This window comes from uncultured Aquimarina sp. (genome assembly GCF_947492115.1).
Lineage (GTDB): Bacteria > Bacteroidota > Bacteroidia > Flavobacteriales > Flavobacteriaceae > Aquimarina.
Window position 1 is genome coordinate 421050 of record NZ_CANLMM010000005.1, and the last position, 17443, is coordinate 438492.

Below are 17443 nucleotides of genomic sequence, written 5' to 3' on the forward strand. Positions count from 1 at the left end.
TGGATTACCTTTGCCAAGGTGAAAGAAGATTTTTTTACATATCAAGCCCAGACGACTCCGCATCCATTAGCGATGGAAATATCTCATGCTGAGGGAAGTTATATTTTTGCTACTAATGGAAAAAAGTATTTAGACTTCGTTGCTGGTGTTTCTGCTTGTAGTTTAGGCCATAGACACCCAAAAGTGGTAAATGCCATAAAAGAGCAACTAGATAAATATTTGCACGTTATGGTTTATGGAGAATATATCCAACAACCTGCCGTAGCACTTACCAAACTCTTAGCTTCTCTCCTACCTGACCCTTTAGAAAAAACCTATTTAACTAACTCTGGTACTGAAGCAATAGAGGGTTCTCTAAAATTAGCAAGAAGAGTTACAGGAAGAAGTCAAATCATTGCTGCTAAGCTTGCCTATCATGGTAACACAATGGGGTCTATGAGTGTGATGGGTTATGAAGAAAGGAAACAAGCCTTTCGACCATTAATTCCCGATGTATCCTTCATATCCTTTAATGAAGAGGACGATCTAGAACAAATCACCAATAAAACAGCAGGAGTTATTTTGGAAACAATTCAGGGTGGTGCAGGATTTATTACTCCTAAAAATGACTATTTACGAAAAGTAAAAAAACGCTGTGAAGAAGTTGGAGCCTTGTTAATTCTTGATGAAATCCAACCTGGATTTGGTAGAACGGGCAAGTTATTCGGGTTTCAGAATTACAATATCACACCAGATATTGTGGTAATGGGTAAAGGTATGGGTGGCGGATTACCGATTGGAGCTTTTACAGCTTCTTCAGAAATGATGAATCAGTTACAAGATAATCCCAAACTAGGACATATTACCACTTTTGGAGGTAATCCGGTTATTGCAGCTGCCGCTTTGGCAACTTTAGAAGAAATCTCACAAAGTGACTTAATGTCAGAAACCCTAGAAAAAGAAAAATTAATTAAATCTTTATTAGTACATCCTTTAATCACAGAAATTAGAGGTGTAGGATTGATGCTAGCTTTAATTACCGTTACTCCCGATATTGCTAATGAAATTGTGTTAAAATGCCAAGACAATGGTTTGATATTATTTTGGTTACTTTTTGAACCAAAAGCAGTGAGAATAACACCTCCCTTGACTATTTCAAAAGAAGAAATAAAGGAAGGATGCCAAATTATCCTAGAGGTATTAGATAATATTGAATATCCAAAAAACTAATTATATTCTATACTAAATTCATTTAAATTCCTTATATTTAAAGGACTATCTCACCAATAACACAATTCGATAGAACATCTGGCTTTTTTTAATGGACATGTTAACCCATTCATTTTTAAATGGTACACATTTTGTTAATTAGTTTGTTAAAAACAATTGATTTCTGAAGTAGTATGATGACATTTCATTCGTAATTTTAATACAGAGGAAATCAATAATGCTAACAATAAATTATGTAAAGTATTTTGTATTACTCTTATTTGTTGGGGAAGACAAAAAAAGTTTGTAATACGATTATGATTTATTGAGCATCTTTAATCAACGTGTATGAAATGAGCATATATTACGTTTCTATAATAGAGATATAATCATGCGAATGACATCTGATATTATTAAATAACACAAGCGGATGAAATTTAACCACGAAGAATTCGAAGACAACAATTTCTCAATTAGTCGTTACGAGTCTATGCTGAGATCTAATGATGTGAAATTTTTTGATTCTGATGAGTTTGAATCAATAATCCATCATTATTTAGAAAATGGGAAAATTGCTAAAGCGAAAAAAGCTATTTCTTTAGGGCTTTCACAACATCCATCTTCTGTTAACTTAAAGCTACTACAAGTAGAGGTTTTAGTTTTCGAAGATCGTTTGGATAAAGCAGATCATCTTTTAGCGCAGCTTCATGCTTTAGAGCCTGAAAACGAAGAAATTTATATTCAGAAAGCTAACATCCTTTCTAAACAAAATAATCATATAAAAGCAATTGAGTTATTAACCACTGCATTGCAATATACTGGAGATGAAGCAGATGTTTATTCCCTCATAGGAATGGAATATCTGTTTATGGATGATTTCGAAAATGCGAAAGTAAACTTCATGCGATGCTTAGAGGCAGATGATCAAGACTACTCGGCTTTGTATAACATTATTTACTGTTTTGATTTCTTGGAACAACATGAAGAAGCTATTACGTATCTTAATATGTTCTTGGATAAAAACCCATATTGCGAAGTAGCCTGGCATCAGGTAGGTAAGCAATATTTTGACATCAAAGAATATGAAAAAGCATTAGCTGCTTTTGATTTTGCTATCATTAGTGATGAATACTTTATCGGTGCATACTTAGAAAAAGGAAAAGTATTAGAAAAGCTAAAGAGATATGAACAGGCAATAGAAAATTATCGTATCACCTTAGAACTAGATGATCCAACTTCATTTGCTTTACTAAGGATAGGGAAATGTTTTGAAAAACTTGGAAGCGATGATTTAGCAATTCAACATTTCTCTAAAACGGTACATGAAGATCCGTTATTAGATAAAGGATGGATTGCAATTACTGATTTTTACATGAGAAAGCGTAATTATCAAAAAGCACTTTACTATACAAATAAAGCAATTAGTATCGATGCAGAAAATGTACTTTATTGGAAACGTTATGCCAAGATTAATAATCGCCTGGCATTTTTCGAAGAAGCAGAACGTGGATATAGAAAAGCATTAGAACTGGGTAATTACGAGTTAGAAACTTGGCTTAATAGATCTGATATCCTAAAATATATTGGTGAATCAGATGCTGCGATTCAAAACATGAACCAAGCCATAGAATTTTATCCCGAAAATGCTGAGATTCAATATCGATTAGCTGGATTATACTATGAGCAACAAGAATATAGCAAAGGTGAATTCCACCTTAGAAAAGGTTTGGAATTAGATCAAGAATATACGATTGTTTTAGAAGAGCTGTTTGAGTCAGTTTTCAACCTTTCTTTAGTTCAAAATATTATCTCAGAATACAAAAGATAACACCTAATTTATTGTTTATTTTACAATAAAATTGAGTCTTTCAATTTCCTTAGATAACCGCATGTTTTACAACAAAAAATACATACATTTGTTTGTATAACCATTGTAAAAGCACAAAAAATGCAACGAAGTCTTAAGGACTACCTATTAGTTTCACTAAAAGGAATTGCTATGGGAGCTGCTGATGTTGTTCCTGGAGTTTCTGGAGGTACGATCGCCTTTATATCTGGCATCTATGAAGAATTAATTTCTACAATAAACAATCTGAATATTGCATTTTTTAAAGACTGGAAAAAAGATCGATTAAAAGATACCTGGAAAAAATACAATCTCTCTTTTCTAGTAGCATTGTTTGTTGGAATTGCCATTAGTATTCTATCTCTTGCCAAAATAATTAAATGGTTATTACATAATGAACCCTTATTATTGTGGTCCTTTTTTTTCGGATTAGTACTTGCAAGTATTCTCTACATAGGAAAACAGATTACTACATGGAGCCCAAAAGTCCTTATTAGTATTGTATTAGCTGCTGTAATCTCCTATTTTATTACAATTGCAGAACCTATGGCTTCTCCAGAAAGTCTTTGGTACTTATTGTTTTGCGGGTTCATTGCTATAATTGCTATGATCTTACCTGGAGTTTCGGGCGCATTTATTTTATTGATTCTAGGAGCTTATGAAACTTTTATCGGAATCTTGAATCAGTTTCGAGAAGGACTTACGACCTTTAATATTAGTTTGCTATGGGAATCTTTTTATAAAATCGTAATAATTGGAATTGGAGCTGTAGCCGGTTTAAAACTATTCTCTAAAGTTCTCAATTGGATGTTCGACAATCATAAAAATATCACTTTAGCATTACTAACTGGTTTTATGATCGGTTCTTTAAATAAACTATGGCCTTGGAAAGAAGTACTCTCATGGAGAACAAACTCTGAAGGCATGGAAGTGCCTTTTATAGAAAAGAGTATTTTACCAGCAAGTTATGAAGGAGATCCTAGAGTAATGTGGGTGCTTATTTTTGTTACTATTGGTTTTCTTTTAATTCTTATATTAGAGCGACTTGCAACAAAAAAGGAAAAGTAAATAATTCATGGCCCAAAACACCAGAACGTTAAGCGATAAGTTTTTTTTAGTCATCAAAGGTTTGGCTATGGGAGCTGCTAACAAAGTACCTGGTGTATCTGGAGGAGTAGTTGCTTTTGTTGCTGGTTTTTATGAAGAATTCATATACTCTTTGCAGAAAATAAATCTCAAAGCATTCAAATTATTTATCAATTTTAGATTTTCCAGCTTCTGGAGATATATTAATGGTAGGTTTTTAGCATTGCTGATCTTGGGAATGCTCATTAGCTATTTTAGTGTATCTAAAATATTGGATTATTTAATCATTCATTATGAGTTATACGTTTGGTCGGCTTTTTTTGGGATGATTATCGGATCTATTTATTATATCGTAAAAGACTTTGATGACTGGAATAGACGCAATATTTGTTTTATCATTATCGGTATTATCGTGGGAGTTAGCATTAGTCTTTTGGAGCCAGCAAAAGAGAATGACAACTTGTTTTTTGTTTTTTTCTGTGGAATTGTTGGTGTTTCTGGTATGACCTTGCCTGGTTTGTCAGGATCCTTTATTCTTATCTTATTTGGAAACTATGTGCTGTTACTCGTAGATTCTGTAAATGCTTTATACGATACCATAGCAGATCTTATACGATGGGATTTATCTTTTACAGAAAATGAAAATAGAATACGATTATTAAAAGTTCTCGTGATTTTTAGTCTTGGCTCTATTACCGGATTAGTAACGTTATCACATTTTTTAGGATACGTATTAAAACATTATAAAAATGCCACTTTTGCATCGATTATTGGTTTTATTACAGGCTCATTAGGAGTAGTTTGGCCATGGAAATATAAAATGTATAAAAAAGATGAAGTAGGTCAAATTTTAATAGATGCACAAGGCAATCCAATACTTGATAACTACGATCGATATCTACCAGATTTTTCAATCATGTCTACATACATTGCTTTCTTTTTCATACTTGTGGGTATTGGAATTGTTCTGTGGTTAGAATGGTATGGAGAAAAAACTGTAAAAACCAAACCAATATGAGTACATATGGATTATTAGGAAGAGATATAGGCTACTCCTTTTCCAGAAATTATTTTTCTAATAGATTCGAAAAAGAAAATCTACCACATCGTTATATCAACTTTGATCTTAAATCCATTGAGGAGCTTAAAGAGGTACTCGAAAATAAGGAAATCCATGGTATGAATGTCACTATTCCTTATAAAGAAGAAGTGATTCCATATTTAGATACTTTGGATCCAATAGCAAAAGAAATCGGAGCTGTTAATGTTATCAAGTTTGAAAATAATGGAAAGCTTACAGGATACAATAGTGATTATTATGGTTTTACTGAATCTCTAAAACCACTACTTACCCCAAAAGTAAAAAAAGCGCTAATTCTTGGAACTGGTGGCGCCTCTAAAGCAATTGCCTATGCGCTAGAAACACTAGATATTAAGTATACTTTTGTATCCAGAAATCCAGACTTTAAAGAACTTAGTTATAACGATTTGGATGAAGATATCATTAGAGATTTTAAATTAATCATCAACTGTACTCCTTTAGGAACACACCCTAAAGTTCAAAATCATCCAGATATTCCGTTTGAGCATCTTGGCGAGAATCATATTTTATACGATCTTATCTATAATCCAGAAGAAACAACCTTTATGAGAAAAGGTAAAGAAAAAGGTGCCAAAACTATTAATGGCCTACGGATGCTCGTGCTACAAGCAGAAAGATCCTGGGAAATCTGGAATTCATAATTTTTAATATCACTTCCTAATAAATAATATACTTTTCCTACAAATGTAATTCCTAAAACGAAGTATTTGCTTTGAGTTTATATAAGATGTTAGTATCTTAGACAATCGTTAGTCTCCGATAAACAAAAACATTAATACGATGTCCACACACGATAACCTGCCTCAGGCAGATGGAAATGAAGAAAAAAAGGCTGAATCTACTATTGAAAGTATAGGTATAGAGAATCCTACTACCGAAGAATCTGAATCTGTTACACCTGTAGTAGAAGAAAATGCTGGCAATGATGGCGCAAAAGTAGAAGAAGCTTCTAATACTGAAGTTACAATAGAAGAAACATCATCTTCAGAAAAAGAAGAAGCGGTAGCAGAAATTCCTAAGGAAGAGATTCCTGCAGAATCTTCCAATGAAGCTATTCAAAATGAAATGGATGAGGCAGTTGCTAAGGATAGCGAAGATGAAGCTAAATTAGAACGTCATGATATCGAAAAGAAGGATTATCATGCCATGACCAAAGATCAGCTTATCTCAGAATTAAGGCATCTTATAAAAAATGAGAAGATTCAAGCTATAAAAGAGCATGTAGAAGAGATTAAAACTGAATTTAACGCTAAATTTAATGAAGAAGTAGAACAGAAAAAAGATGAGTTCTTAGCTGAGGGTGGTAACATTATTGATTTTTACTACTCTACTCCTCTTAAAAAAGAATTCAATTCTGTATATTTTGATTACAAAGAAAAAAGAAACGCTTACTACCAAAATCTAAAAAAAGACCTTCAGGTAAACCTTCAAAAGAGATTAGATATTATCGAAGAACTTAAAGGGCTATTAAACGTAGAAGAAAACATTAATTCTACTTACAATCACTTTAAGGAAATTAAAGAAAGGTGGCACAATGCAGGACCGATTCCAAGAGATAAATACAACACCGTTTGGAATACGTATCATCACCATACCGAAAACTTTTATGATTTCCTTCATCTCAATAGAGACTTTAGGGATCTTGATTTCAAGCATAATCTAGAACAGAAACTAAAAATTATCGAGCGTGCTACAGAACTTGCACAAGAAACAGATGTAAATCGAGCTTTTAGAGAATTACAAATTCTTCATAAAATGTGGAAAGAAGATTTAGGTCCTGTTGCTAAAGAATATAGAGAACCTATCTGGGAAAAATTTAGTGCTCTTACCAAACAAATTCATGAAAACCGACAAGAATTTTTCAAAGTTCAGGATAAGGTTTATGAACAGAATTTAGTGGTAAAGCAAGGAATCATCACTAAAATAGTTGAAGTTTCTTCTGACCATCCTAAAAATCACAATGGATGGCAACAAAAAATTAAGGAAATAGAAGCATTAAGAGAAGATTTCTTTAAAGCAGGAAAAGTTCCATTAAGTGCTAACGAAGAAACCTGGAGTCAGTTTAAAAGTGCGGTTCGTGATTTTAACAGAAATAAAAATGCCTTTTATAAAGGTCTTAAAAAAGATCAATTCGAGAATCTAAACAAAAAGATGGAATTGATCAAAATTGCTGAAGATAATAAGGATAGTGATGACTTTTCTGTTACTACCCCGTTAATGAAAAAAATCCAAGCAGACTGGAAAAAGATCGGTCATGTGCCTAGAAAAGACAGTGACCGAATCTGGAAAAGATTTAAAGATGCCTGCAACTTTTATTTCGATAGAATTCATGCTGAGAAAAATGAAGCAAATAAAGAAGAATTAGTTTCTTACGACAAAAAGCTAGCACATATTGAAGCTCTCAAAGAACTAAAGTTATCTGGTGATCCTAAAAACGATTTAGATACCATTAAGGATAATATAAAAACGTGGAAAAGTTTAGGAAGAGTACCTTATAAAAAAAGAAATATAGAATCGGATTATCATAAAGTTTTGGACGGATTTTTTGAGCAATTAAATCTAAGTCGTCAAGAAACGGAAATGATCAAATATGAGAATAAACTAAATTCTCTAGCCAACCAATCAGATGATAGAGCACTACGAAATGAACAAAACTTTATTCGTAAAAAAATAGAAGAGGTTCATAATGAAATTCGACAACTAGAAAATAATTTACAGTTTTTCAAGAATACCGATGACTCTAACCCTCTCGTTATTGATGTAAGAAAAAATATCGAAAAACATAAAGAGAGTCTAGTCGTTTGGAAAAATAAACTCAAAAAAATCAAAGAACTTTAATAAGTCCATAGATTTAATTAATGATTAATTGCGCTCTTTGCGGTTCAGAAACCCAGAAATTTACTGAAATACAAGAGCGCATATATTATCAATGCTTTAACTGTCATGGAATATCATTAGATCCTTCTTTTTACCTAACAAATAAACAAGAAAAAGAACGGTATGAAATTCATAATAACGATGTAACCGATTCTGGATACCAGAACTTCGTATCTCCTATTGTTAATGCTATCGCTAAAAACTATACACCTCATCATAAAGGTTTAGATTTTGGTAGTGGAACAGGACCAGTTATAACTACAATGCTCCGAAAACAAGGGTATGATATTACTACGTATGATCCCTTTTTCGATCCCAATCCCAATGCATTAAGACAAACCTATAATTATATTGCTTGCTGCGAAGTAATGGAACATTTTCACAATCCGAATAAGGAATTTGCTCTACTACATTCCTTACTTGAAGAAAATGGTACTTTATATTGTAAAACGTATCTTTATAATTCATCCATTAATTTTAATTCTTGGTGGTATAAAAACGACCCTACTCACGTTTTCTTTTACACAGAAAAGACATTGCAATGGATACAGTCTAAATTTAATTTTAGCAAACTAATTATTTCGGACAAGCTGATTTGTTTTAGACGATAAGGTATTTTGTTTTATATCTAACAAAATTCAAATATTATACCTTCTACAATACTCTCATTACAAATCTTATTAACACGAAAACGTTTGAGTAATTAACTACTTCTATTAGTACTTATTTATTCCCTAAATTGCATAATTATCATTTTTATCGATAAAATAATATCACTAATATAATAATATTTGAAATTTAATAACTATATGACAATTTAAACACCAACTTCTTTCAAAAGAAGATTATTACACAAGACACAATTCAAACACTAAAACTTATGAAAAACTCACTACCTAAACTCTTAGGCATTATTTGTCTATGGAGTTTATCACTCAATTCATTTTTTGTAAATGCACAAACTGATTTTAGAGAAGAAACCATTTATTTCCTCTTAACCACTCGTTTTTTTGATGGTGACCCTAATAACAATGTACCTACAGAATGGTCCTCTTACAATCCGGACCCGAATATCAATCCTACTATTACGGATCCCAATGATGTAACATGGAAAGGTGACTTTAAAGGATTAATCCAAAAACTAGACTATATAAAGGATCTTGGTTTCACAGCTATTTGGATCACTCCTATCGTGCACAACAGAAGCCCTTTAGACTATCATGGTTATCATGCTTGGGATTTTACTAAAGTAGATCCCCGTTTAGAATCTCCTGGAGCTACGTTTCAGGATTTGATAAATGAAGTTCATGCGCGTGATATGAAGATTGTATTAGATGTTGTTACCAATCATGCAGGTCGTTTTGGGATTAAAGATGTTGCAGAAATAAAATATAACACAGATCCTACAAAACCCTGGTACGCACCAGACAACCCCAATTGGGAGTATGATGGTTTAACACCAAATCCAGAAGATGGACTAATCTGGAGTCGTGCCAACCTTGCAGAAATGCCACCTCCTTATAATCAAGATCTTTCTGCCTTTAATTTTCCTAGCAAAGAAAGCTATGTAGATACTTCGGATCCAGATTGGTATCATCATTCTGGGAATGGATTTGCACAAGGTTTTGATGATATAGAAAATTTACACAATAGAGCTTTAGCAGGAGACACACCAGACTTAAATACAGGAAGTCAATTAGTTAGAGACTATCTTGTAAATGCATATGCTACATTTATTAATATGGGAGTTGATGCATTTCGTTGGGATACAGTTAAGCATATGAGTAAAGAAGATATCATTTATTTCTACGATGCTTTTAAGGCTATTAACCCTGATCTCTTTATTTTTGGAGAAGTTGCGCAACTAAGACACGAGTTACATCCTGTTGATGAAATCAATCCGCATTATTATACTTGGAGAGGTGCAGTAAACAATTCAGAACCTTTAGATCTTGCTGTAATTGATTTCTTTGGTGAAGCGACATTTCACGGAACTTTCGAAGAAGGACAGTCTTTCCCAACAGTGAAAGCAGCAGCACGTTATGACCATTTATATAGTGATCCCTCGACTTTGATAACATGGTTAGACAATCATGATTTTGGTCCTAATAATGATTGGAACAGAAGATATGGCGGTACCGATGAAAATCTAGCCGCATGTATGAACTTTATGTTTACATGGCGAGGAATTCCAGTAGTGTATTATGGAACTGAAATGAGATTTAAAGCTGGAGAATTTAATGATATTCATAATGCTGCAGGTATCGAACAATCAATTGATAAAACTGGTAGAGCCTACTACGGAGATGTAATAGACCAAGCTCCTAGTCATAAAATATACCAACATATAAGAAAGTTAAATGCTATTAGAAAAGCTGTTCCAGCACTCCAAAAAGGAAGTTGGGACTGGAAAGAAGCTCCGGGAAATGCCGTATCGTATCGTAGAGTACATCAAAATAGTGAAGTTGCTGTAGGGTTAGCAAAAGATGGAAATGCATCTTTTAGCATATCCGGAATGACTAATGGTGTGTATAGAGATGCTGTAACGGGAAGAGAAATTTTTGCGCAAAACGGAGTGTTGAATTTCACTGTAACCTCAGGATCAGCAGGGATCTATGTACTTAATGGACCTGGACTCATTGGAGGGTGCGGTGGTGGTTTCTTCGAAAATTGCGTTAATGGACCAAGTAATCCTGTAGTTATAATGAATCCAAATACTACCAACTCCGAAGATCCTATTGAAATTACTATGGATGGTGTTGGAGGAGCTGGTGCTCCATACGCTATTTATTATACGTTGGATGGATCCACTCCAAATAGTTCGAGTACTTTATATAACAGTGCGTTTACGATCACAGAATCTACCACTATCAAAGCTATCGTCTATGATAGAGATGGAGTAGCTTCAGATATTCTAACAAAAAATTATAGAATTGGTCCTATTGAAGGATTACACGTATATTTTAAGAAACCATCTTCTTGGTCTCAGGCGAATGTTCATTATTGGAATGAATCACCAGATGTATTACCATCTAGTAATTGGCCAGGTCCTCAAATGAATCAAATAGACAATTCTGAATGGTATGAATATATTTTTGAAGGCGTTCAGAGTACTAATTTACTATTTAATGATAATGGTGGTGCTAAAACTGATGACCTAACAAGAGATAGAGATGGATGGTACGATGATGGAGTATGGTATGATACTGATCCTAGAGTTGATGTTAATACCCCTCCAGTAGTATCTATATCTCCAAACGGTGGAACTTTTAACATTGGAGAAACTGTGAACATTACATTAAGTGCTACAGACAATTCTTCCACAGGAATTGAAATTTATTACACATTAAATGGTAATGATCCTTCTTCATCCTCAACTCGGTATACGAATCCAATATCCATTACCTCTGATACCACCATAAAAGCAATTGCATATGATTCAGAAGGATTAACTTCTACAATAGCAAGCAATTCTTTCACATTTACAGACGACACTACTGATTCAATGACTATATATTACAAAGGTAATTTAACAAACCCTTCTATATATTATTGGAACACTACTCCAATTGCAAGTACTATACCTTGGCCTGGAGTGGTAATGAATTCTATTGGCAACGACTGGTATTCTTTTACTTTTGATACTATAAGTTGTGCCAATATTATATTTAGTAATAATGGATCGTCGCAAACAGAAGATCTTCAAAGATGTGGAGATGGATGGTATTACAATGGTACTTGGTATGACAGTAATCCAGAAGAAAATCAAGATCTTACCTTATATTTTAAATCAGATTCTTTTACATCTCCAACGATCTACTTTTGGAATACTACACCATCTGGCATAACAACAGCTTGGCCTGGAGAAGCTATGACGTTAGACGCTAATGGTTGGTATAGTTATACCTTATCTAATACTTCTTGTTCTAATTTAATATTTAGCAATAATGGTGGATCCCAAACACCAGATCTTAATAGATGTCAGAATGGATGGTATTATAACGGAACTTGGTATGACCAAAACCCAGACAACCTTAGATTAAACAATACTGATGACAAATTATCTGTTGAAGATGTAAAGGTATTTCCAAATCCTCTTGAAGAAACATCTGTACTACAACTACAAGTTAGACAATCAACAAGTCTGGTAAAAATTGAATTAATAAATGTATACGGTGCTTCACAAACCATTATAAATGGTAAAATAAATGAAGGAATTCATCAACATGAGCTCGGTAAAACCCCATTAGCAAGTGGAATTTACTTTTGTAAAATTACTATGGATGGTAAATCTTTAACAAAAAAGGTAATTAAACGCTAGCAAGTGTGGATTTAATAACTAAAGCCCCTTACTTAAGTTACACAACTATAAGTAAGGGGCTTTTCTATTATAAATTAAGCAAATCCTACATTAAAAACTACCTAGAAAATTATTTTGAAAAATCATTTTTACGTACCACTCTACTGACGAATATAATTTCAATGTTCATTTCTAGGCAGTTTTAAAAAAGTATAAAAACTCAACAATTAACTTCCATACCCTGGATTTTGCATCAAATTAGGATTAGCATCCCTTTCCCTTTGTGGAATTGGCATTACTAAGGAATTATCATCATAATTTAGTGTACCAACTGTACCTTGCAACCTTTTTATATCGTGCAATGCAAATCCTTCAAATGCTAATTCTCTTTTACGTTCATCAATAATATCTTGTAATGTAATTGCTCCAAGTGCCACCGCATTTGATCTACCACGAAGCGCATTAATTTCTGTAAGCGGTGCTAATCCTATTGCTGTAGATAGTCTAAAATTAGATTCAGCCCTAATCAAATGCATCTCTGCTACACGTAAAAAAGGAATATTTGCAAACTGAGATTGCCATTTAGTTGTAGCCGTTCCACTAGAGGTTGTATAAAAAAACTGTGATCTATCATCGTTAGGATCATCAAAAATATTGAAAAACGATGCATTAATAGACACATCAGGATTCCCTTGTCTTCCTCCAAAATCTTGTCCTGCCCAAAAAGTATTCATCAGATTAGCTCCATCTTGGCTAGTTACTTGCCATGCAAAAATATCTTCACTAGAATCCCCATCATTATTAAATGCTCCGTCATAAGTTGCTGTAAGTGCATGTCCACTATTTTGTAACACATCATTAGCGGCATCTCTTGCTCCGCTATAATTACCTTGTTGTAAATACACACGAGCTAAAAGGGCTTGAGCAGCGTATTTATCTGCAAAGACTCCATTGCTATCTGGTAACAGATTGTAAGCACTTTGTAAATCTTCTATTACACGAGCATAAACATCTTCGACATTATCTCTAGAAGGAGATGTAATATCTGCAGGATTTAAAATTGCATTTAGTACTATTGGAGCTGCAAGTTGCGTATTTCCTCCACCTGATTCATATGATTGCCCGAATAATCTAGCAAGATCAAAATAAGCTAGTGCACGTAAAAATTTTGCTTCTCCTTCGACTCTATTCCGATCTGACTCGTCCTCGAATACGTCTAAATTAGCTAAAACAATATTGGCTTGATTATTTACTTCATATGAATTTAACCAATAATCTCTTACAAAAGTATTATCTGGTGTTAATTGTTTTTCTATTAATTGCGCAGGTTGTTCAAATGTACCATTCCAGGAAAGATCGGTATCATTAGCCAATAATTCTGCGGCTAAATTAATCTGCCCTCCATAAGAAACACCTTGTCCTGCTTCATCATAAATTCCGGTTAAAACATTTTGAAGGTTAGCCGGATTAGTGATCACTACCTCAGGCAACAAACTTTGTTCTGGTTCTAATTCGAGATTATCCTCGCATCCAACAATGGAAACCACTGCGGAAAGTAATACTAATATTTTATATTTTATTGTCTTCATATTCTTATATTTTAAAAGTCGATATTTATACCTAAAGTGTATGTTTTAGCTGGAGGTGCCGAATAAAATGTTTCTCCAACTTGAATATTAGAGTTACCATTAAAATCTGCTGTAGATTCTGGATCATATCCATCAAAATCAGTAAAAGTTAACAGATTAAAACCTGTAAAATATATTCTTATCCTCTCCATATAAAACTTCTTAGTAACTTCTTGAGGTACGGTATATCCTAATGTTAAATTTCTTAGCCTGATAAAATCAGACTCCTGAAGATATCTAGTAGAAGCTTGCTGACCATTAGTCGAAAATAACCTCGCTTGTGGCACATCTGTAATATCACCAGGTTGTTGCCATCTTCTTAACTGATCTGTAGTTTGATTATCAAAAAATCTAGCGTTACCAGATTGGAATCGACCTCCATTATTGTAAATAGAAGCACCCCATTCTCCTTGAAACGTAAATGAAAAGTCAATTCCTTTATAGGTAACATTATTTGTCAATCCAGCAATTAAATCTGGATATGGACTACCAGCAATAACTCTACTTGCCTCATTAAAGTTATTTGTTGTACTTCTATCAATCGTACCATCAGCGTTTACTGTATTTCGAATAAACAATGCATCTCCATTAGCAGGATCAGCACCCGCAAATTCTACTAAGTAAAAAGAAGATACTGTTTCTCCCTCTCTAACAATATTTCTACCAGCGATAATATCTCCTCCAGGTAAATTAGTCACTTCATTATCAATCGTAGAAAGATTTAAAGAAGTACTCCAACTAGCATCAGAAGAAACAATATTCTTAGTATTGATTACAAATTCAAATCCACTATTTTTTATTTCCCCAACATTTCTTGTAATATTTGGGAAACCAGAAGTACCAGGAACTGGTTCATTAAGCAATAGATCATCTGTAGCTTTTTCATAATAATCAATTTCTCCAGAAATTCTGTTGTTAAGGATACCAAAGTCTAATCCGATATCATACTGTGTAGTTTTTTCCCATTTTAATGCAGGATTTCCTAGTTGAGTTGGTGCCAATCCAGCTCTTTGATTATATGGAGTTCCTTGGAACAAACTCAAACTTGCAAAATTCCCAATACCAGCATTTCCTGTAATCCCCCAGCTTCCTCTTAGTTTCAGTAATGATAGTATTTCTGAGTTATTAAGAAATGATTCTTCTGATACAATCCATCCGGCTGACACTGCTGGGAACCAACCAAATCTATTTTCTTCACCAAAACGAGAAGAACCATCATATCTCAAACTTGCTTTCAATAAATATTTATCCGCAATAGATAAAGTAGCTCTACCAAAATATGAAAGGAAATTAAATCTTGTGCGAGTAGATCCCCCAGCAGTAATTTCGGCTGCACTATTTAATGTTTGTAGGTCATCCGAAGGAAATCCTTGTCCCTGAGCAAACTGCAATCTTCTCTGACTATCCTCATAACTCATCCCCACAGTTGTTTCCAAATCAAACGTATTGTCAAATCTTTTGGCATAAGTAAAATAATTGTTCAAATTATATTTCTCTGTTTGTACTGCATTAACAGTTCCAAAACCACCAACGGACGCCGATTGCGTAAGACTTCCTGAAAATCGCTCTGCAACTTGGGATAGAAAATCATATCCAATCTCGGATCTAAAACTTAAATCTGGTAAAATTTGATATTCTGCATAAGTATTGGCTAAAATTCTCCAGATATTTGTCTTAAAACTACCGTTAAATTCATCGCCTAAGAAATTGTAGTATTCAGTTGACTCATTATTAGGAGTAATACCATCTTCCAAATAAGCTGGAGATAACGGTGATTGTGCAATTGCTTGAAGTGGTGTTGCAAATGCATTATCATTAGCAATCCTGTCTATTATCGACTTTGAGATACTTGCATTAGTTCCTACTTTAAATTTCTTGGAAAGCGTATGATCGATATTTGTTCTAAATGAATATCTCTCTAATTCATTGCCTCTTACAATACCATCTGTATTGTTATATGCTGTAGACATATAGAATCTAGTTTTTTCACTTCCGCCCGAAACCGACACTCCAAAATCCTGTACTGATCCATCTACTAGAGCAAGCTCTTGCCAATCTGTATCAACCTCTCCATTTCTCCAATCTAGACCATTTGCATAGAAATCAAACTGTCCTTCTATTCCTGCCTGACTAAATCCTGCGTTCAAGGCAGATTCAGTCATTAACTCCACATATTGCTCTGCATTTAACCAATCTCTTTTATTTGTAGCACTACTGATTCCATAAGATGAATTAAGAGAAACCTTTGTTTTTCCTCTTTTACCTTGTTTTGTAGTAATAATAATTACCCCATTTGTTCCTCTAGCCCCATAAATTGCCGCGGAAGAAGCATCTTTAAGTATATCGATAGATTCGATATCATTTGGATTCAATGCAATAAGAGGATTAATTGGTGAATTATTGATAGATTCATCTGCATTGGTAATTGGAATTCCGTCTACAACATAGAGCGGTTCTTGCGAAGAAGATATAGTAGCTACACCTCGCACTCTTACTTTTATCCCTCCTTCTACCTTACCGTTTAATTGAGTTACCTGAACGCCCGCTGCCTTTCCTGTTAGACTACTTTGTAAACTTGGTGTTGGAATTTCATTAATTTTATCAGAAGATATAGAAGCTATATTCGCAGTAATCTTTCGCCTAGATTGTGTTCCAAAACCCACGACAACTACTTCTTCTAAAGCGCTTACATCTTCATCCAAGATAACATCTATTGTGTTTTGATTGTTTAATACAATCTCTTTTGTAATATATCCTAAAAAAGAAAACATAATTGTTTCGCCACTAGCTGCTTCGATAGTATACATTCCATCAAAATCACTCTGAGTTCCCCTATTCGTATCCTTAATAAGAATATTTACACCTGGCAAAGGAATTCCTTTGTTGTCCTTAATAGACCCAGAAATTGATCTTTGCTGAGCCATTGCAATGCCCGAAATAAAAAAAACAAGCATTAACAAATTGTAATGATTTACTTTCATACATTAATTTTTTTCAAGATTTATACTCCAATTGTTGATCTAATCATAAAGGAAGGCAAGAGTATATTGAAGGCTAACTCAATAATACATCACCGATAAGAATAAACTACACGACCACTATCGGTAATTCTCTTGCCTAAGCTATATGATTACCATGTAAAGGAAGTTATAGAGGGAAAGAAATCAGGTAAAGCCTATAAACATTTACCTTGCCGATAAAAATTACCCTTTACCCACTAACAGATTGATTTCAAAATACATAACTATAAATTGCAGTTATATGTAGTATTCTAGAAGATTATTAAACAGTAATTAATAATCTTCTCTTTTTTCTGACAATTCCGTAGGTCTTCATAGTATTCGTGTATTAAAACGGATAAGACATAACACTTAAATTCTTTAGACGAACTTCATAATGTTTATCTAATCATTAAG

At 33.6% G+C, this 17443-nt stretch carries 10 protein-coding genes; 8 read left to right on the forward strand and 2 right to left on the reverse strand.

Translation table 11 applies throughout. The features are described 5' to 3' along the window. The first annotated feature begins 18 nt into the window (after nt 1–18). The 8 genes from Q1A73_RS17340 (at nt 19) to Q1A73_RS17375 (ending at nt 12420) form a co-directional block, all read left to right on the forward strand. Nucleotides 19–1209: an aspartate aminotransferase family protein gene (locus tag Q1A73_RS17340; RefSeq protein WP_299607934.1), complete on the forward strand. Its 1191-nt coding sequence runs from the start codon at nt 19–21 to the stop codon at nt 1207–1209. A gap of 409 nt (nt 1210–1618) precedes the next feature. Next, nucleotides 1619–3016 carry a tetratricopeptide repeat protein gene (locus Q1A73_RS17345; RefSeq protein ID WP_299607936.1) on the forward strand — a complete coding sequence of 466 codons (1398 nt, stop codon included), beginning with the start codon at nt 1619–1621 and terminating at the stop codon, nt 3014–3016. 120 nt (nt 3017–3136) lie between these two features. Continuing rightward, nucleotides 3137–4102 (forward strand): DUF368 domain-containing protein, encoded by a 966-nt coding sequence (locus tag Q1A73_RS17350; protein ID WP_299607938.1) that lies wholly within the window; start codon nt 3137–3139, stop codon nt 4100–4102. Between the two features lie 7 nt (nt 4103–4109). Next, nucleotides 4110–5138 (forward strand): DUF368 domain-containing protein, encoded by a 1029-nt coding sequence (locus Q1A73_RS17355; RefSeq protein ID WP_299607940.1) that lies wholly within the window; start codon nt 4110–4112, stop codon nt 5136–5138. Beyond that, on the forward strand, nt 5135–5863 hold the full coding sequence (locus tag Q1A73_RS17360; protein ID WP_299607943.1) for a shikimate dehydrogenase: 729 nt from the start codon (nt 5135–5137) through the stop codon (nt 5861–5863). The genes Q1A73_RS17355 and Q1A73_RS17360 overlap by 4 nt, the downstream gene beginning before the upstream one ends. 139 nt (nt 5864–6002) lie before the next feature. Beyond that, nucleotides 6003–8060 carry a DUF349 domain-containing protein gene (locus Q1A73_RS17365; RefSeq protein WP_299607946.1) on the forward strand — a complete coding sequence of 686 codons (2058 nt, stop codon included), beginning with the start codon at nt 6003–6005 and terminating at the stop codon, nt 8058–8060. Nucleotides 8061–8080: 20 nt separating this feature from the next. Beyond that, nucleotides 8081–8710 carry a class I SAM-dependent methyltransferase gene (locus Q1A73_RS17370; protein ID WP_299607949.1) on the forward strand — a complete coding sequence of 210 codons (630 nt, stop codon included), beginning with the start codon at nt 8081–8083 and terminating at the stop codon, nt 8708–8710. 269 nt (nt 8711–8979) lie between these two features. Continuing rightward, nucleotides 8980–12420, forward strand: a complete 3441-nt coding sequence (locus tag Q1A73_RS17375) for a starch-binding protein (protein ID WP_299607951.1) — start codon at nt 8980–8982, stop codon at nt 12418–12420. Between the two features lie 206 nt (nt 12421–12626). Here Q1A73_RS17375 and Q1A73_RS17380 read toward each other — a convergent pair whose 3' ends face one another. Beyond that, complete coding sequence (locus Q1A73_RS17380) at nt 12627–13988, reverse strand: RagB/SusD family nutrient uptake outer membrane protein (RefSeq protein ID WP_299607953.1); 1362 nt, start codon at nt 13986–13988, stop codon at nt 12627–12629. Nucleotides 13989–13999: 11 nt separating this feature from the next. Further along, the gene (locus Q1A73_RS17385) at nt 14000–17008 is read right to left on the reverse strand and encodes a TonB-dependent receptor (RefSeq protein WP_299607957.1); all 3009 of its coding nucleotides are present in this window, start codon (nt 17006–17008) and stop codon (nt 14000–14002) included. Nucleotides 17009–17443: the final 435 nt, after the last annotated feature.